Genomic DNA, 17,091 nt, shown 5'->3' with positions numbered 1-17,091 from the left:
CCCGGGCCGCTACTCGGTCATGTCCATTGGCTGTGCCTCGGCCATGCGTTCCTCGGTCCAGTACTCGCGAGCCTCGTCGGGATCCGTGGGGGCCGCGGTCGCCACCGGTTCGTCCGGCGGCGTCGGGGGTGTCGTAGTGTCTCCGTCTCCGTTCGACGCGGTGATGGCGGCCACGCCCACGAGGGCCAGCGCCGCCCCCGCCCCGAACACGAGGAGGGCCATTCGGCGTCGGTTCATGTCGCCAGCCTAGAGCGGTGTTGGGAGGTGTGTCCCGGGTGTTCCCAGACAGGGCATCCGCGGGGTGTGCCTCGCTTGCCCGTGTCTGGGTGAGATTGTGGCGGATGTGGCGTCTGAGGGTGGCCCCCCAGTGCATGAGATGCAGCAAAGGCCGATGGGGGCCAGCAGGGGCCGATGGGGGTGGTCTGCGGGCTCCGTGTTCGGAGTGTCCATGATCACACGACATCGTGGCCTGCATAGGGTCACGTTCTGTCGGAGCAACCACCGCCGAGAGTTAGGGTGGCCCCTCGTGACTGCGAACACCATTGGTCTGGCCATTCTGCTGCTGGGGATCGTGCTCCTGGTCGCCAAGCTCGTGCGGGTGCGCTGGCGGCTGGCACAGCGGCTGTTCATCCCCAGCTCGGTGATCGGGGGCGGACTCGCGCTGCTGCTGGGACCGGAGATCTTCGGTGGGCTGGCCGCCCTGGTGGGCACCGACCGCTTCACCGACGGTGGACTGTTCGGCGAGCCCGTGCTGGACGTGTGGTCCACCCTGCCGGGGCTGTTGATCTCGGTGGTGTTCGCGGCGCTGTTCCTGGGACACCGGGTACCCAAGCCCCGAGAGGCGGGCCGGCTCGCCGGCCCACAGATCGCTTTCGGTATCACCCTGGGCAGTGGACAGTACGTCATCGGTATCCTCCTGGCGATTCTCGTCCTCACCCCGGTTTTCGGGATGTCCCCGATGGTTGGTGCCCTCATCGAGGTGGGGTTCGAGGGCGGGCACGGCACCGCCGCCGGCCTGGGCGACACCTTCGCCGAACTCGGTTTCGAGGAAGGCCAGGACCTGGCGCTGGGCCTGGCCACCATCGGTCTCCTGTCCGGGATCATCGTCGGAATCGGCCTGGTCAACTGGGGGGTGCGGCGCGGCAAGACCGCTGAGTTGAAACCCAACCAGGGCATCTCGGTGGCCGAGCAGCGCGGCATCGTGGAGCGCGAAAGCCGCAGCGCAGCGGCGATGCTGACGGTACGGCCGTCCTCGGTGGAGCCGCTCGCCCTGCACTTCGGCCTGCTGGCGCTTGCGGTGGCCTTGGGACAGCTGCTGCTGTGGGGCCTCCAGGAGCTGGAGCAGTGGCTATGGGCGGACCGGGTGGAGCTGCTCGCCTACGTTCCCCTGTTCCCACTGGCCATGGTCGGCGGGGTGCTGGTGCAGCTGGCCGTGGACCGGTTCGACCGCAGCGGCATCATCGACCGGCTCATGATCGAACGCATCCAGGGGTTTGCCCTGGACCTGCTGATCATCTCCGCCCTGGGCACACTGTCGCTCCAGGTCATCGCGGACAACCTGGTGCCGTTCCTCCTCCTGGCCGGGGCGGGGATCGCCTGGAGCGTGGGCGCGTTCCTACTGCTCGCGCCCCGGATGATCCCCAACTACTGGTTCGAGCGTGGCATTGGGGACATGGGCCAGTCCCTCGGTGTCACCGCCACCGGGCTGATCCTGATGCGCATCGCCGACCCGGAGCTGCGTACCCCCGCCTACCAGGCCTTCGGATATAAGCAGCTGATGCTGGAACCGTTCTTCGGTGGCGGGCTCATCACCGCCGCCTCGATTCCCCTGATCGCACAGTTCGGTCCGCAGCCCCTGTTGATCGCGATGTCGGTGCTGCTCGTCCTCAGCCTGCTGGTCGGGCTGCTCTACTTTGGTCGGCTCGGACCCCAACGCCCCACCACCTCCCAGCCAGCCGAACCCCCGAACCGGGGCGGCTCGCTCACCTGAACCCGCCCCAGAGGCACACCCGGCCGGTCGTACCGCCCCGGCCGGCCAGGGCGGTACGACCGGCCGGGTGACCGCGCGGTTACCCAACAGTGGCCGAACCGGGACTCCCAAGCACGCCCGCCACGCTCGGCGGATCGGCACGCGCCGACATATCCTCGCCCCGGGGTGGTGATGCCTGTGCTCCCCGGACAGGCGTAGTCCCCCGCCGCCCCACACGTCCCATCCCCGACCGTGGCCGTGCGTGCCCGTGCCCGTGTTCGCCAGCACGCCGCACCGCCGCAGGAAGCAGCATGTCGACCCCGACCACCGCGAGCCCGAAAAAGCGAACGTTTCCCCCGCCGCCGCCCCGACTGTTCGGGCCGCGCAGCCTCGCCAGCCTGCTGGACCTCCAGCCTGAGGACACGGTGCTCCTGCTGCGCCCCGACCAGCAACTCGTCGACAGTGTCGCCCTGCGCGGCGCCCGGCCCACCCTCGTCGTGCCGCCCAAAACCAAGAAACACAACCGGCCGAAAGCCCCCCACATCCTGCGGCCCGACACCGTCCCCGGCCCGCTGCCGCTCGACGACGCCGCTGTGCAGCACATCATCATGCCCACCGCCAGCCTCGCCTGGTGGCGGGAACCCCGCTGGATCGACGAACTCGTTCGCGTCCTCGCCCCCGGCGGCAGCCTACTCATCGGTGCCAATCACCGCCTGCGCACCCCATGGCGCCGCGCCACAACACTGACCAGCAGCGGCGCCCGCCGACGCCTCACCACGGCCGGGCTGCACGTCGCCCATACCTACGGCGTGCGTAGCAGCCTGCGGGAGCTGCGCTTCCTCGTTCCGCTGGACCATCCGGGCGCCCGCCGCTGGTTCTTCACCTCCGCCTACCCCTCGCCCACGGCACGGCACGCCCGCCTCACCACGCTGCTGACCCGCCTCCCCCGAACCGGGCTGGACCGCGCCTACTTTCCCCAGCTGCTGCTGCACGCCCAACGCCCATACGATGCCCCATGCTGAACGCCGCCCTGAGTGCCCTACACAGCGACCTGCCCGATACCGTCCCCGAACACGTCGCCGCCACACTCCAGCGGCCCCTAACCGCCATCACGCTCGGCAGCCGTTGGGAAGGCCGCATCGTCTGGGCGGTGTTCGCCGAACGCAGCCGCACCCCCACCGCGGTTCTGAAGCTCGACACGAGGCCCAAATACCAGCCGCGGCTGCGTAAGGAACACGAGGCGCTGCACCAGCTGGCCCAGATTCCCGACATGGCCGACCTCGCACCTGCGCCGCTCGGCCTGTACTCCCTGGGCTCGGCACTCATGCTCGCGCAAACCGCCCAGGCCGGCGTGCCCCTGCATGTCCAGCTGAGTCGGCGCTACTGGCGCCGCCGCCAGTCCGCCACCCGTGACCACGCCCGGCTGCGTTCCTGGCTGGCCGCGCTGCGCACCGGAACCACCGGCGCGACCACACCCGTCGACCCGGAGGCGGTGCAGCAGCGCCTGGCCATCGCCCTCGACCGCGACAGCCCGGGCGCGGCCGCGCTCCAGGACCGGATGGCCGAGCTCGGTGACGAATTCGGCCACCTGCACGTGCCCACCCAGCCGCTGCACGGCGACCTGGACCCCAGCAACTGCTTCACCGGGCGGCGGGGCCTGTCCGTCGTCGACTGGGAAGGGTTCACACTCCAAGGCCCGCCGCTGGCCGAGGTGCTGCTGTTCCTCAACCACTATGCGCGCGCTGTTCCCACCCGAGACGCCTGGGTTCCCGATCCGCTTGTCGGGTTCCGCAACGGCTTCCTCGCGGACGGGTGGCTTGCCCGGCTCACCTGGGGCACCTGGCGCGCCGAACTGGAGCAACTGGGACTTCCGGCCGAGGCGGCCGAGTATCTGCTGGTGGCCACCCTCGCCGACTTCGCCACCGGGCACGCCTCCACGGCCCACGCCCACCGCAAAGGCTCCCAGCGCAACTGGACCGAGCTACTGACGCTCTACGCCGCCGAACGCTGAACCGGAGGCAGCACCGGCCCGCCGTCCGCGCCAACGGGATCTTGACCTCAGCTTGGGGCTAGTGACGCCCGCGCCCGGGAAGACGGCCCCCAGTGGGTCCGGAGCCAGCCGGATGAGCCAGCCGACACCGCGGGGGACCGGGATGCGTAAATCGACCGTTGCCGACGTGCTGTGGGACATGCTGCATGCGGCCGGAGTGCGCCGCTGCTACGGCATTGTCGGGGACGCCCTCAACCCTGTCATCGACGCGCTGGCCCGCGACGGCCGCATCGACTTCGTACACGTCCGGCACGAGGAGGCCGGCGTGTTCGCTGCCGTCGCCGACGCCTACCTGACCGGGGCGCCCGTCGTCGTGTGTGGAACCGCCGGCCCCGGCGCCACCCATCTGCTGAACGGGCTCATGGACGCCCGCAAGGAGGGCGCGCCCGTGATCGCGCTCGCGGGCGACACCGTCACCGACGCCCTGGAAACCGAAACCCTCGAGGAAGTCAACCCCCACCAGCTGTTCCAGACCGCCTCCCTGTACACCGGGCAGATCGTCAATCCCCGCCAGACCCATGCCGTGGTGCAGCGCGCCCTCCTCACCGCGCTACGCGACCGCGGCCCCACCGTCATCTCACTGCCCGGTGACGTGGCCGCGGCCCCGGCCAGCCACGCCGCCGTACCCGCCGCCCGCCTCAGCGACACGGTGCTTCGTCCTGCCGAGGCGGATCTGCGCGTGCTCGCCGACATGCTGAACGAGGCCCGAACCGTCACCATCTTCGGCGGTGAGGGCTGCCGCGACGCCCACGACCAAGTGGTCGCGCTCGCGGAGCGTCTCCAGGCCCCAGTGGCCTACACCCTGCGCGGCAAACAGTGGCTGGAGTGGGACAATCCCAACGCGGTCGGCATGACCGGGCTGCTCGGCTGGGGCGGGGCGCACCAGGCCATGTACGACTGCGACATGTGTCTCCTGCTGGGCACCGACTTCCCATTCTCGGCGTTCCTGCCCGGCGGGCCGCGCAAGGCACAGGTGGACCGGCGCGCCGCCAACATCGGCCGTCGCACCCCCGTGGACCTCGGCCTGGTCGGTCACGTCGGCGACACCATCGACGCACTGCTGCCCCTCGTGCACGGCAAAACCGAAACGAAGCACCTCGACACCGCCCGCAAACACACCACCTCCGCCCGCGAACGCAACCGCCACTACGTCGACCACGGCCCCACCACCAGCCCGATCCGCCCCGAATACCTCACCACCCTGCTCGACGAGCGGGCTGCCGACGACGCGGTGTTCACCGTCGACACCGGTACCGCCTGCATCTGGGCCGCCCGACACCTCACCGCCACACCCGACCGGCGCATCCTCGGCTCGTTCAGCTGGGCCTCCATGGCCAACGCCATGCCCAACGCGCTGGGGGCCGCCCTCGCCGGAGGCGCCAACCGGCAGGTGATCGCCCTGTGCGGAGACGGCGGCTTCACCATGCTGCTCGGGGACCTGTTGACGCTGGTGCAGCGCAAGCTGCCCGTCAAGATCGTGGTGCTCAACAACAGCAGCCTCGGATTCGTGCACATTGAGATGGAGGAGGCCGGTCTCGCCCCGTACGGCACGGAGCTGGCCAACCCCAACTTCGCGAAAGTCGCCGAGGCCATGGGCGCCACCGGAATGCGCGTGAGCGAACCCCTGGATGTGTCCGGAGCGGTGGACCAGCTGCTGGACAGCGACGGCCCGGCGGTGCTCGACGCGGTCGTCGACCCGGTGGCTCTGGCACTACCCCCGCAGGTCAGCTTCGGCATGGCCGAAGGGTTCGGGCTGAGCCTCGCGAAGCAGGCCCTGCACGGCAACCTCGACGACGCCGTGCGTTCGGTGACCCACAACGTGCGGCTGTTGTAAGACCGGCCGGCAGGGAGCCTCGAGGGACAGTGGCCGACCTCTGTGGTGTGGCCTCCCGCGAGCGGACCGTAGCGGCAGATGTGCGCGGGCGGGGCGGGCCGGTGCTCCGCCATGTTGTCCCCAGCGGGTGAACGACGGGGTCGAGCCGTCAGGAACGTTCCCGGACGCCGGCGCCACGCAATCCCAGAAAAGATCAATTTCTTCGTGTCCAGTAGTTTTTCGTTGAGTGCTCCGGATGTCGGGGGAGATGTTCTGGTCGAGCGCGGGATCGGCGAGAATGCTGCTGTCAGTACCCCCCGAGGAATGATCTTTCATGGTTGTATACGCGGACCGCGGGGCGAGCATCATGGAGTACACCGCTGCCCTGGTGCTCACCGGAACCATGCTCATTGCGATCCCCTTCACTGTGCTGCGCAGCGGGATCGTAGACTCGATTGGTGATCATCTGTGTCGTGCTACGGGATCCGAGGATTGCTCGCTCCCGGATATAGACAAAGCGAGGGTGGACCAGTTCGAGGAGTTCGAGCCGGACGAGTGTTTGGTCTCGTCGCAAGTAGATGTGATTGGGGTTGATGGAAGGGCTGTATTTTTTACTCTTGGCGGTGAATTAGAGATTTTGATTGAAGAATATTCAAGCGGACGCATAGAAGTAACTTTGATGGAGGGTTTTAACGTAGGAGTGGAGTCTGGATTGGGTGGTAATGTCAACGCCGGAGATCATTTAAACTTGGGCGCAGACATTGATCTAGGTGGGGGGGTTTCTTTTCCTGGGGGAAGTACTTGGATATTTCACTCCAAGGAAGATGTAAATGATTTTATTGGAGATGTGCATAACCTACGAATGTCCCAAGTTGGAAAAATTTCGCTTTCTCCTCTTGGGATTATTGCTTCTGAAGTAGCTGCTCCTGACTTACCAGATCCGGATATTACAAGGAGAGGTGTGGGGTTTGACTATCTCGATGGTGAATTGGATTGGGGGGGAAGGGCTGGCCGGGGGTATGGAACGTGGGTCGATGAGTGGGAGATCGATCCGCGTATGAGTACCAATGGCGCTGTAGGCCTTGGCGAGGAGGTTATTTGGAGCAGAAATGAAGATGAAGGAACATCCACCAGAACATATACTTTAGAGGGAGCCGTTGAGCTGACATCGGATCTGGCTCCTGGCGAGGATATTTCTATTGCAGAATCAGAGAGAATCGGCATCCTGGAAATAAAAGAAGACAATGAAGGAAAAATCGTTAATGTTAGGATTCAACAAATAGTAAGCATTGATGGGAGTATTCAACAAATCACGACTGAGCTTCCCGTTGAATCTGAGTATGAGCGGGATGTGGTAAAATCTTGGATTGGTCTTTCCGAATCTCTCTCGGCTCTTCCGTTGATGTGGGAAAGTTTGGCTCCTGAGCAGCTACCTAGTAATCCAACCCCCTTTGATGAACTACTGTTTAATAATGCTCATGTATCTCGAGTCGACTATTCTAATTCTGATGATATAGAAGATTATGGAGCCGAGATAAAAATCGGAATGGTGTTCGGATTTACTGGAAGTGTTGGAGATTCAAGTCGGGATATTTATGATGCTGAATATCTTGGGCCTCCCAGGAGTGGAGAGCGTGAATATTACATGTTCTCCGAATGTGTATAGATAGAAATAGGCGAACCAATGAAAATCGCAACAATCACTCCTCTTGTTTTTGTGTATTTTCTAATTTCTTCCTGTGGAATCACTGATTCTGATTATTTTGGATCTAACGAATCCCGAAGTGAATCCGACGCCTCAGAAAATTCCATTTCGGGCGAAGAAGTAGTCGAAGGCCCTTTTCTTTTTGTTGTTCCAGATGGATGGAATGAAGTTCCTGAGTCGGATCTTCCGGATGGATGGGACGTGATGTATGAGGCGACAGAGTCCGGAGATCTGCTTGCGGAGGTCGGTGTTCTGTCAGGTTCGAGCTCAATCACGCACGCCCACGAGGCCGCATTGGGTGTTCACGTCGGCATGCGGGAGACCACGCGAGACTACGAGGAAGATCCGGAATTTGAGGTCCCTGGTTTTGATGAGGCTTTTCGGGTGGACTACGTGATTGATCCTCAGGACTCCGCTGAAGTTCGGGCGACCGATGTCGGAGTGGTCTTGGGAGAGCCAGATGATGTTGGGAGCTATTCCGGAAGCGCCGTATTCGTCCTTCGGGGAATTGAGGAGGAGCTGACTCCGGAGGTTCGGGATGAGGTCCTCGGTTCGCTGCGTGCGGCGGAAGGGTAGGTCCGGCGGTGCGCTGGATTCCCTGGGACATCATCGTCTCGTGGCTACTGGCCGTGGCGGGGTACGTCGTCGGGTCAGCCGCGGTTCTGATCGGCTGGATGCTCGCGGTTTCCGCGCTTCCCTACGACCAGATCGGAACCTACGAGCCTCTGGTGGTGCTGGGCTACGTGCTGGTGGCACCGTTCCTGGCGGCCCTGCTGGCGGCGTTCGGGCATCTGCGCCCGCACCGGAACCGGATCGTGCGCAACGTCGTCGCCACGTGTGGGGTGCCCGTGGTGGCCGTAGGCTACAACATCGTGGAGAAAGTGTGGCTGTGGGAGGACATGGACGAGGTGGGTGGGCCCGGCGGGCTCGCCACGATCAGCGTACTGACGTTGGTCAGCGCAGTTCTCGGGTGGATGCTCGTGTGGGTGGCGCGCCGCCGCGGACGTGACCGTACCGCGGCCACCAACCCCTATTTCCCCCTGCCCGAGCACAAACAGCGCTACCTGGACGGCGACCCGCGGTGGAACCAGCCGCACCGGTGAGCAGCCCTCCCCGCCCCGCGCCCCCAAGCGATCGCCCCCGGCCATTGATCCCCGCTCCCCGAAGAACGTGGGATCGGGGCGGCTGGCCTACGGCGTGGGGCGGAATCCGAACGAGGAGCCGCTGATCTCGCCGAGGTCGCGCGCGATACGGCTGAGCGGATCGTGCAGAGCGTCCAACTCCGCGCGCAGCTGGGTGGCCTGCGGCCACGCGCACTCGTGGGCGTAGGCGCCCGTGCCCGCGGGGCGGCTCGCCTCGTGTTCGGCGAGCGCGGGGTGCCACCGCTCCAGGAATGGCCGCAACACATCGTTGATCAGCTCGTCCACGAGCTGTTCCACGTCCGAGCCGCGGCTGTGCCAGGGGTCGCTCAACGCGATGTTGTACCGGCGCATGATGTCGCGGCTCAGCTCCAGCAGGGTGTGCAGGGAGCCGAGTGCCTCGCGCAGAATCCCCCCGTGTTCGCCGAGCCGTTGGATCCCCACGCGGGTCACCAGCTGCATCTGGATTTCGAACGCGGCCATCCGGTCCATGTCGGTGACCGGTGCGGGCGTGCGCTCCTGCGGCATGCGGGCCTCCGGAGTGTCCGTGACGCGCGACGGCGGTCTGCCGTTTCCGATACTAGTCTCGTGGCGCCCGGCCAGCACGCCCAGCGCAGCCTTGCGCAGCAACTCGCTGCGCTCCGGATCCGGGTCGTGTCGCTGAAGCGCCCAGCGGGTGAGCGGCGTCACCCGCCAGGATTCCGGCCCCTGCGGCGCCAACACACACATACGGTGCAGCTGCGCGATTCCGGAACGCGCCCGGGGCTGTGCAGCGCCTGCCGCGAGTGCCTCGGACAGGATCCGCCATACCAGGTCCACTGTCACCGGAACCGGATCGCAGGCCACCGCGCAGCGCAGCGCGTCCAGCGCCGAACTATCGCCGGCCGGGTCTGCGGTGGATCCCGACTGGGGCGCGTGGAGCACGTCCCCGAGGAGAACCTGGGCAATATCGCTCGGGTAGCCGGTGGGCAGCGGCACCTCGGTGGCGATGTCGCTGAGTACCTCGCAGCCGGCCTCATACAGCAGTGCCGACAGTGCCATGGGGGAGCGGCGGTAGGGGTCACGCCCCAGCAGGTCCAGCGCCAGAGGATGGTGGCCCACCTCCCGGGCGAGACGGGTGCGCGCCGCCCGGGTCGAATCAGCCCCCGGATCCTCATGCAGGGGCGTGAGCAGCCGTAGCGCATCCTCCTCCGGTAGGGGGTCCAGATCGATCGCGGTGGCTTCCACCCCCGTCCGCCTGCTGCGGGTGGTGAACACTGTGCGGCCCTGAGGGTGGGGAGCCCGCAGCTGGCGGGTCAGCTCGGCGTCGGCCAGGTCGGGCACGTCATCCACCACCCACAGGAACGGTCCGGGCAGCGATCCGAGCCGGGCCGCGAGCGCGTCCAGTAGTCGTTCCAGCCGCGGGTGGGGTGAACGCGCCGGGCCGGGGTCCGTCGGGGCATCCAGGGCGGCCGCGGTGTCGGCGAGTTGTGTCCGGTAGCGGGCGGCCACGGTGGGCGGGTCCGCAGCGCCGGCGAGGCTCAACCAGAAGACCCCGCCGGGGTAGGCCGTGGCGAACCGGAGCGCGTACTCCTCCACCAGCAGGGTCTTACCGATACCGGCGGGCCCCCGTACCACCGCCCAGCTGGCGGCGTCCCGCCCGCTGACCAGGGGAAGGGGATGCGGGTGCAGTGCGCTGTGCAGCTGCCAGGACTCCACCAGCCGGCCGGTGAACCGCGTCGAGCCCGCGCGTGCGGGTGCGGGCGTCCATCGGGGCGTTCCCGGACGTAGTGCCGCCCCGAACACGTTCGACACGCTGGCGAGCCGTTCCCGTACCCGGTGGGCCAGCTCGGCGTAGTCGGAGTGCGTGCGTGGGCCGTCCCGGTCGGCTCGGGTGGCCCCGGGGGCGTGCTTGCTGTCCCGCAGTTCCACGGGGTGAATATGCTCGGTGCCGGCCTCCGGGTTGACGACCAGGATGCGGTGTCTCGGGTCGGCGTCGATCCGCTGGGCGGCGAGGAAGGCCACGGTCAGCTCCCACTGGCAGGCGCGGCGCCGCGGGTAGGCGGTCGAGTAGTACACGAGGAGTAGCCGGGACCGCGCCAGCTCCGTGCGGATGGTGTGGCTGATCGCGGCGAAGTCGCCGATTGCGGTGTCGTCGGTGAACACCGACAGTCCCACCGCGCGCAGCGCCGCCACCAGCGGCCGCACCCGGGCGATGTCGCGGCGGGCGTAGCTGACGAACACGTCCCAGGCGGGCTCCTCGTCCCGGCCGGTGTCGTGCGCGCGCCCCTGTTCAGCCACCCCCCGAGTATAGGAAGGTAGCTGGGCCTGCCGGTGAGCGCGCATCACTGTCCCAGCCGGGGAGAATCGGGCATGCGGGGGATCGATCCGGGTTCGCCGTCACCGAAAGGGAAGCACGTGTCGAAGGGACGTAACCTCCGGCCCAGGCAGGTGGCCGTAACCCTGTCCGTGCCGCTGCTGGGGGAGATTCAGGGCACGTGGGAGCCGGACGAGGCCGAGCGCAACGCCGCGTGGGAGCTGTACGTGGAGCTGGTCACGCGCGTGTCGGCGGTGGAGTTGCCGCCGGGGCAGGGCCTGCTGCGGGAGGCGCTGTCGTCGCTGTACGACCTGTTTCGGATCACTCGGGATATTCTGCGCCGCTACGGTCCGGAGATCGCGCCGGCACGCGCCGAGGGGGAACTGTCCTTCGGGGTGCTGGCGGTGACAGTGTTGAACGGCTCGCTACGGCCCCTGTTGACCGAGTGGCATCCCCTGCTGCGCGCCTACGAGGAAACCCGCCCGGAGCATGTGGACCCGGTCAGCCACGAGCGCGCCTGGGAACGGGAACCGGACCTGCGGGCGGCGCTGGAGGAGAGCCGCCGGGTCCTCACAGACCTGGCCGATCTCCTGGGCGAGATCGCCGGCGCCGCTGACCTGCGCAACCCTCCCGCGACTGAGGAAAAAACCGAGCGGGGGGGTGAGCTGAATCCGGGGTTTCGCTGTCGCCGCTGGTCAGCACCGCCGTGCCGGTGCGGGGTCCCCGGGGGTGGGATCTGCCCGGAGCTCAGTCCGTGCGCGGCTCGCCCTGGGGCTGCCTCGGGGCCGGGCCGCGTCCGTGGTTGCCACGTACCGCTCACCACGAGGGTGGGATGGCGGCATCGGGAGGAAGCACGTGCGGATGATGCTCCCGCAGCACCCGGGTGAGGTGTCGTACATGGCGCCGGCCCAGGGGTAGCGTGACCTTGGTCAGCGGGCGTGTGGGCGTGGCGGGCGGGGTGTGGGGATCCACGGGCTGCACCAGTGCCCAGCTCGGGCATTCAGCGGGGGTGAGTCGTTGGGGAGTAGTGATCAGCACGCTCAGCATCCACCGCGTGCGCCCCAAGCCCCGGAAGCGTCGGGGATATGGGCGGCACTGGTGAATCTCGTCCCACGGCAGGTGCACGCTGTGCGCCGGGCGCCAGGCCAGTCGGTTCTGCACCAGGGTGATTCCGCAGCCGTCGAGCCGAACCCCCTGCTGGGCCAGTGTTCTCGGCATTAGGCCCACCAGCAGCCCCAGCAGTGCGGCAATCGTGGCGGCCTGCACCGAGATTTCCACGATCGCGGACACGTCTGCCCGCGCCAGTTCCGCCTGCCGGGGCAGCCACTCGAACAGGGTCGCCGTGATGGTCACATACACCAGCGCCAGCCCGCACACCCACCACAGCGTCGCCCATGCTGCCCGCATCCCAAACCAGTGCGCGGGCATTGGCTCGCTCGGCACCGGGGCGGGATCGTGGGACCGCCAATTCTCGACATCGGGGGTCTCGTTCACGATCTCGGGCCGGTGCGTCGCCACCGCGCGAAACAGGGTATACAGCTGCGGCGGCGTGAGGGACAGCCCAACGGTGGCGTGGCCGGGCGCCGAGGTCTGCGGCGGCCCGGATCGCGTTCGCCACAGGAAGGTGGGCACCTTCGCGGCTGCCGGTTCCCCCCGCGTTCCTATCGTCACCCACAGGGTCTTCTCCCGAGCCCGGTGCTGGTGGGTCGTCGTGTCGACAGGGCTGCTGGTGAGGGACTCCAGGGCATGCCACGGCAGATCCCAGCGACGCCCCGAACACCACAAGCTGGCATCCTCCGTCAGGGTCAGTCCCTGCGACTGCACGAGGATCCCCTGCCGCCCCAGCGCCCGGGGGAACCGCACCGCCACGCTGGCGAGCAGTCCGAACCCGGCCACGCCCGCGGCCAGACCGGCGAGGTTGTGTGCCGTCCACCGGCCAGACGTCAGAGCCCCGAGCACAGCGGCCAGGGCGAACACCAGGAGCGCTGCCGCGGCCGCCGCGAGGCAGCCCAGCGCCTCCCGACGCGTGCGCGTTAGATCGATCCACGTGCAGGAGCCCTGCCACGATCCGGGCATCGTCACCTCCGGTCACGGACACCAGTGCAGCAACGCAGGTTCGTTCGGTCGGCGTCTCGGGCCGCCTGTCGATCCGCGACATCGTACGGCCCGAGACGCCTGGCTGGAATGGGAAGACGTGGCCACGCGCATGTCCCCCAATCGGAGGACCTCGGGCTGTCCGCACGGTGGATGTCGCAGCCCGGCGGCACGGGCGAGTATGGCGTCATGACGGAACACACCCCAACCGCGGCCCCCGCCGTCGAGGTGCGGGGGCTGCATAAGCGCTATGGTGCCACCGCCGCCGTCGACGGCGTGGATCTGGATCTGGCCCGCGGCGAGGTCCTGTCGCTGCTCGGGCCGAACGGTGCGGGAAAGAGCACCACCCTGGAGATCATCGCGGGGTTTCGGAGCCGGGACCGGGGAACCGTGCAGGTTCTGGGCAGCGACCCGAAGACCGCCGGGCGGGCCTGGCGGGCCCGCATCGGCATCGTGTGGCAGCGAGCCGTCGAGGATTCGCCGCTAACGGTGCGCGAAGTGGTGCGCCACTTCGCCGGCTACTATCCCGATCCCCGCCCCACAGACGAGGTGCTGGAACTGGTCGGGCTGGACCGGCAGGCCCGCACCCGGGTTCGTGCGCTCTCCGGTGGGCAGCGACGTCGTCTCGACGTTGCCCTGGGCATCGTGGGCCGGCCCGAGCTGCTGTTTCTGGACGAGCCCACCACCGGCTTCGACCCGCAGGCGCGGCACGCCTTCTGGGAGCTGCTGCGTCAGCTGGCCGCGGACCAGACATCCATCCTGCTGACCACCCACTACCTGCACGAGGCCGAGGCCCTCGCGGACCGGGTGGTGGTACTCGCCGACGGTCGGGTGGTCGCTGACGGCGACCCGGCCACGCTCGGCGGACAGGTCGACGCCCGCACTGTGGTGTCGTGGTATGCCGACGGTGAGGACCAGCAGGTCCGCACCGACCAGCCCACCCAGTTCCTCCGGCAGCTGCTGGACACCCACCCCGGGGAGATTCCGCAACTGTCGGTGCACCGGCCGACCCTTGAGCAGACCTACCTCACACTCGTCGGCGACGCCCCGCCCCCCACCGCTGCCCCCGGTGGGGACGCCACCAGCCGCCAGCCCACCCCCGCCCCGCCCCAGGAAGCCGAGGTGTGGACGTGACCAGCACCGACCGTCCGACGCCAGCACAGACACGGCCCGGTGCCGCCGAACTCCCGGGAACCCTACGCGTCGGTGTGTCCCGCAGCTGGCTGGAGATTCGGGAGTTCTTCCGGGAGTGGGAGACCGTCCTGTTCACCTTCGCGTTTCCCACCCTGATCCTGCTGCTGTTCAGTGCCATCTTCGCCGATATGGACCAGGGCCCCCAGATCCATATGCAGGCGACCGAGTTCTACCTGCCCGGACTGATCGCCATGGCCCTGATGTCGGTCAGTTTCCAGACCCTCGGTGTTGGAATCGCCACCGAACGCGATAACGGTACCCTGCGTCGGCTCCGCGGAACCCCCATGCCGCCCGCGGCGTACTTCCTCGGGAAAACCGGCATGGTGCTGCTGCTCGCGCTGGGACAGCTGATCCTGCTGCTGGGCGTGGCCCGCATCGGTTACGGCGCCGATCTCCCCGTCCAGCTGGGGGACTGGCTCACCATCACCTGGGTGTTCGTGCTCGGTACGGTGGCCTGCTCCCTGCTGGGAATCGCGTGCAGCAGCCTCGCGCGGTCGGCCCGTGGCGCCAGCGTCATCGTCATCGTGCCGTTTCTGGTGCTCCAGTTCTTCTCCGGGGTATTCATCCCGGTGCAGGCCCTGCCGGACTGGGTGGTGAACGTCGCCGCCGTGTTCCCGCTGAAGTGGATGGCCCAGGGAATGCGCTCCGCCTTCTACCCCGAGTCCGCGGCGGCCCTGGAGCCCTCGGGGGCCTGGGATCTGCACCTGGTGCTGGCTGTGCTGGCCGTCTGGTGCGTGGTGGGCGTGATCCTGTGCCTCCTGACGTTTCGCTGGAAAACCGCCAAGGACGGGTGAGCATGCCGGCACCCCGCTCGGACATGGCCGACCCGGCCGGGGACTCGCCTCGGCCGGGTCCCAGCCCCACCACGGCCAGCCAGGCCCACGCCTGGGAACTGACCTGGCACTGGCACCTGCTGGTGCTCACCGCCCTGGCGACCCTGGCCGTGCTCGTCTATGTCGCCGCCGAGCCCGGCTGGCGGTGGGTCGCGGTGGGCCTGCTGGTTGCGCTGGGGATGTGGTATCTGCTGGCGGGCCGGCTGCTGCCCGGGGACGACTTCACCACCGCGCGGGGCTGGCTCGTCGCCGGCGGCATGCTTGCCCTGTCCGCGCCGGTGGTGGCGATCGCACCGGTGGCGGCCTGGGGCATCTTCGCGCTGGGGCCGCTGTACTTCATGCTCGCCGGGCGCTGGGGCGGGCTGGTGTGCGTCGCGGTCCTCATGCTGGCCTCGGACGTGCAGCGGTTCCTTGCCGGCGATCTCACCTCGCGGGAAACGGTGGTTACCCTTGCCATCTACATCCTGGTCCTGACGTTCTGCGGCTGGTTGAGCGGCTGGATCCAGCGCATCATCTCCCAGAGTAGTGAGCGGGCCACGCTGGTGGAGCAGCTGCGGCAGAGCCGCGCCGAGGTCGCCCGCCTGTCCGAGGAGGCCGGCGCCGCCGCCGAGCGGGCCCATCTGGCCCGCGAAATCCACGACACCCTGACCCAGGGGTTCACCAGTATCGTCACCCTTGCCCAGGCGGTGGAATCGGAGCTGAACACCGCACCGGAGGAGGCCCGTCGGCACGTGGCGATGATGCGGCAGACCGCCCAGGACAACCTCGCCGAGGCCCGCGCCATCGTCGCGGAGCAGGAACCGGCGGCGTTGGCTGGCTCCACCCTGGACGCCGCCCTCCGCCGCAGCACCGAGCGCCTCGGTGCCGAGCTCGGTATCACCGCGCGAGTCACCGTGCAGGGACAGCCGCGCCGCCTCGATCCCGAGCCGCAGGTGCAGCTCCTGCGTGCCGGACAGGAGGCCCTGGCCAACGCCCGTCGCCATGCCGCTGCCACCCGCGTGGACGTCGAACTCACCTACACCGCGGACTCCGTTGCACTCGAGGTGCGCGACGACGGGAATGGATTCGCGCCGGATGCGACACCTCCGGGAACCGGGCTGTGGAGTATGCGGCAGCGGGCGGAAGAGGCCGGTGGGCACTGTGCCGTGGCCAGCCGGCCCGGGGCCGGAACCGTGGTGCGTCTGGAGCTACCCATGACCTGGCCCGGCCCGGGTGCGTAGGTGGAAAGTGAGGAACTGTGGTGACCGAGGGGATCCGGATTCTGCTCGTCGACGATCACCCCGTGGTGCGGGAGGGGGTGCGGGCCATGCTCACCGCGGAAGAGGATCTGCACGTGGTGGCCGAGGCCGCCTCCGGGCATGCGGCAGTGACCATGGCCGAGAACCACCGGCCGGACGTGGTGCTGATGGACCTGCGGATGCCCGACGGGGACGGGGTTGAAGCCACGCGGCGGATCCGGGATGCGAACCCGGGATGCCACGTGGTCGCGCTGACCACCTACGACACCGACACCGACATCGTTCAGGCCGTGGAGGCGGGCGCGTCGGGCTACCTGCTCAAAGACACCCCGCGGGCTCGTCTCGTCGCCGCCGTCCGGGAGGCCGTCCGCGGGGAGACGGTGCTCGCGCCCGGTGTGGCCCATCGGCTCGCCGCCGGGGTCCGTCGCAGGCGCGGTACCGTCGCGGGCCCGGCGGAACGCCTGACCGAACGGGAAACCGCGGTACTGCGGCTGGCCAGTCGTGGGCACACCAACGCCGCGATCGGACGGGAGCTGTGCATCAGTTCCACCACGGTGAAAACGCACCTGGCGCGGGCCTGCGCGAAACTCGGCGCCAGCGACCGGACCGCTGCTGTGGCGCGCGCACTCCAGCGCGGCCTGCTGGAGCCGCCGGCCCCGGAAGGTGGGGCGGGCGGCGTCGACTGAGCCGCACCAGCCGCGTGCATATCCCCCACGCTTCGGGCGTCAATTTCGGATGGCTGTGGTTTCAAAAACGATCT

The 17,091-nt window shown here is 68.0% G+C and carries 15 protein-coding genes; 12 read left to right on the top strand and 3 right to left on the bottom strand.

Annotated features, from left to right (window positions below; translation table 11 throughout):
- Positions 1-9 precede the first annotated feature (9 nt).
- The gene (locus tag RIF23_RS18285) at positions 10-237 is read right to left on the bottom strand and encodes a hypothetical protein (RefSeq protein ID WP_310913819.1); all 228 of its coding nucleotides are present in this window, start codon (positions 235-237) and stop codon (positions 10-12) included.
- Positions 238-526: 289 nt separating this feature from the next.
- On the opposite strand from RIF23_RS18285, the gene RIF23_RS18280 reads away from it, so the two are divergent.
- From RIF23_RS18280 to RIF23_RS18250, 7 genes are all read left to right on the top strand, one after another.
- Positions 527-1,990 carry a sodium/glutamate symporter gene (locus RIF23_RS18280; RefSeq protein ID WP_310913818.1) on the top strand — a complete coding sequence of 488 codons (1,464 nt, stop codon included), beginning with the start codon at positions 527-529 and terminating at the stop codon, positions 1,988-1,990.
- Positions 1,991-2,280: 290 nt separating this feature from the next.
- Positions 2,281-2,991 carry a class I SAM-dependent methyltransferase gene (locus RIF23_RS18275; RefSeq protein ID WP_310913817.1) on the top strand — a complete coding sequence of 237 codons (711 nt, stop codon included), beginning with the start codon at positions 2,281-2,283 and terminating at the stop codon, positions 2,989-2,991.
- Positions 2,985-3,980, top strand: a complete 996-nt coding sequence (locus tag RIF23_RS18270; RefSeq protein ID WP_310913816.1) for a phosphotransferase family protein — start codon at positions 2,985-2,987, stop codon at positions 3,978-3,980. Before RIF23_RS18275 ends, RIF23_RS18270 begins: the two co-directional genes overlap by 7 nt.
- Before the next feature lie 142 nt (positions 3,981-4,122).
- Positions 4,123-5,853 carry a thiamine pyrophosphate-dependent enzyme gene (locus RIF23_RS18265; RefSeq protein WP_310913815.1) on the top strand — a complete coding sequence of 577 codons (1,731 nt, stop codon included), beginning with the start codon at positions 4,123-4,125 and terminating at the stop codon, positions 5,851-5,853.
- 346 nt (positions 5,854-6,199) lie between these two features.
- Positions 6,200-7,498, top strand: a complete 1,299-nt coding sequence (locus RIF23_RS18260; RefSeq protein ID WP_310913814.1) for a hypothetical protein — start codon at positions 6,200-6,202, stop codon at positions 7,496-7,498.
- An 18-nt stretch (positions 7,499-7,516) separates the two neighbouring features.
- A complete protein-coding gene (locus RIF23_RS18255) occupies positions 7,517-8,113 on the top strand; it encodes a hypothetical protein (protein ID WP_310913813.1) in 597 nt (198 codons plus the stop codon).
- An 8-nt stretch (positions 8,114-8,121) separates the two neighbouring features.
- Positions 8,122-8,640, top strand: a complete 519-nt coding sequence (locus RIF23_RS18250) for a hypothetical protein (RefSeq protein ID WP_310913812.1) — start codon at positions 8,122-8,124, stop codon at positions 8,638-8,640.
- An 87-nt stretch (positions 8,641-8,727) separates the two neighbouring features.
- Here the strand turns inward: RIF23_RS18250 and RIF23_RS18245 are convergent, their stop codons facing one another.
- The gene (locus RIF23_RS18245) at positions 8,728-10,956 is read right to left on the bottom strand and encodes a tetratricopeptide repeat protein (protein WP_310913811.1); all 2,229 of its coding nucleotides are present in this window, start codon (positions 10,954-10,956) and stop codon (positions 8,728-8,730) included.
- 117 nt (positions 10,957-11,073) lie between these two features.
- Here RIF23_RS18245 and RIF23_RS18240 point away from each other — a divergent pair, with 117 nt between their 5' ends.
- Positions 11,074-11,859 carry a hypothetical protein gene (locus tag RIF23_RS18240; protein WP_310913810.1) on the top strand — a complete coding sequence of 262 codons (786 nt, stop codon included), beginning with the start codon at positions 11,074-11,076 and terminating at the stop codon, positions 11,857-11,859.
- Here RIF23_RS18240 and RIF23_RS18235 read toward each other — a convergent pair.
- Complete coding sequence (locus RIF23_RS18235) at positions 11,789-13,048, bottom strand: hypothetical protein (protein WP_310913809.1); 1,260 nt, start codon at positions 13,046-13,048, stop codon at positions 11,789-11,791. The two genes, RIF23_RS18240 and RIF23_RS18235, sit on opposite strands and share 71 nt — an antisense overlap.
- A 207-nt stretch (positions 13,049-13,255) precedes the next feature.
- On the opposite strand from RIF23_RS18235, the gene RIF23_RS18230 reads away from it, so the two are divergent.
- From RIF23_RS18230 to RIF23_RS18215, 4 genes are read left to right on the top strand one after another with little or no spacing between them, the layout of a single operon-like run.
- The gene (locus RIF23_RS18230) at positions 13,256-14,200 is read left to right on the top strand and encodes an ABC transporter ATP-binding protein (RefSeq protein ID WP_310913808.1); all 945 of its coding nucleotides are present in this window, start codon (positions 13,256-13,258) and stop codon (positions 14,198-14,200) included.
- Positions 14,197-15,054, top strand: coding sequence for an ABC transporter permease (locus tag RIF23_RS18225; protein ID WP_310913807.1), 858 nt, complete (start codon positions 14,197-14,199; stop codon positions 15,052-15,054). The genes RIF23_RS18230 and RIF23_RS18225 overlap by 4 nt, the downstream gene beginning before the upstream one ends.
- A 2-nt stretch (positions 15,055-15,056) precedes the next feature.
- Positions 15,057-16,313 carry a sensor histidine kinase gene (locus RIF23_RS18220; protein WP_310913806.1) on the top strand — a complete coding sequence of 419 codons (1,257 nt, stop codon included), beginning with the start codon at positions 15,057-15,059 and terminating at the stop codon, positions 16,311-16,313.
- A gap of 20 nt (positions 16,314-16,333) precedes the next feature.
- The gene (locus tag RIF23_RS18215) at positions 16,334-17,017 is read left to right on the top strand and encodes a response regulator transcription factor (protein WP_310913804.1); all 684 of its coding nucleotides are present in this window, start codon (positions 16,334-16,336) and stop codon (positions 17,015-17,017) included.
- Positions 17,018-17,091 lie beyond the last annotated feature (74 nt).

This window comes from Lipingzhangella rawalii (assembly GCF_031628175.1).
Lineage (GTDB): Bacteria > Actinomycetota > Actinomycetes > Streptosporangiales > Streptosporangiaceae > Lipingzhangella_A > Lipingzhangella_A rawalii.
The sequence above is the reverse complement of the archived record's forward strand: the minus strand, read 5'-3'. Positions and strand labels throughout refer to the sequence as shown.

What these genes read in the sequence shown, in the direction of transcription:
- RIF23_RS18275 (WP_310913817.1), top strand. Translation starts at nt 2,281, where the DNA reads ATGTCGACCCCGACCACCGCGAGCCCGAAAAAGCGAACGTTTCCCCCG.
- RIF23_RS18220 (WP_310913806.1), top strand. Translation starts at nt 15,057, where the DNA reads ATGCCGGCACCCCGCTCGGACATGGCCGACCCGGCCGGGGACTCGCCT.
- RIF23_RS18235 (WP_310913809.1), bottom strand. Translation starts at nt 13,048, where the DNA reads ATGCCCGGATCGTGGCAGGGCTCCTGCACGTGGATCGATCTAACGCGC.
- RIF23_RS18265 (WP_310913815.1), top strand. Translation starts at nt 4,123, where the DNA reads ATGCGTAAATCGACCGTTGCCGACGTGCTGTGGGACATGCTGCATGCG.
- RIF23_RS18255 (WP_310913813.1), top strand. Translation starts at nt 7,517, where the DNA reads ATGAAAATCGCAACAATCACTCCTCTTGTTTTTGTGTATTTTCTAATT.
- RIF23_RS18260 (WP_310913814.1), top strand. Translation starts at nt 6,200, where the DNA reads ATGGAGTACACCGCTGCCCTGGTGCTCACCGGAACCATGCTCATTGCG.
- RIF23_RS18285 (WP_310913819.1), bottom strand. Translation starts at nt 237, where the DNA reads ATGAACCGACGCCGAATGGCCCTCCTCGTGTTCGGGGCGGGGGCGGCG.
- RIF23_RS18270 (WP_310913816.1), top strand. Translation starts at nt 2,985, where the DNA reads ATGCTGAACGCCGCCCTGAGTGCCCTACACAGCGACCTGCCCGATACC.
- RIF23_RS18230 (WP_310913808.1), top strand. Translation starts at nt 13,256, where the DNA reads ATGACGGAACACACCCCAACCGCGGCCCCCGCCGTCGAGGTGCGGGGG.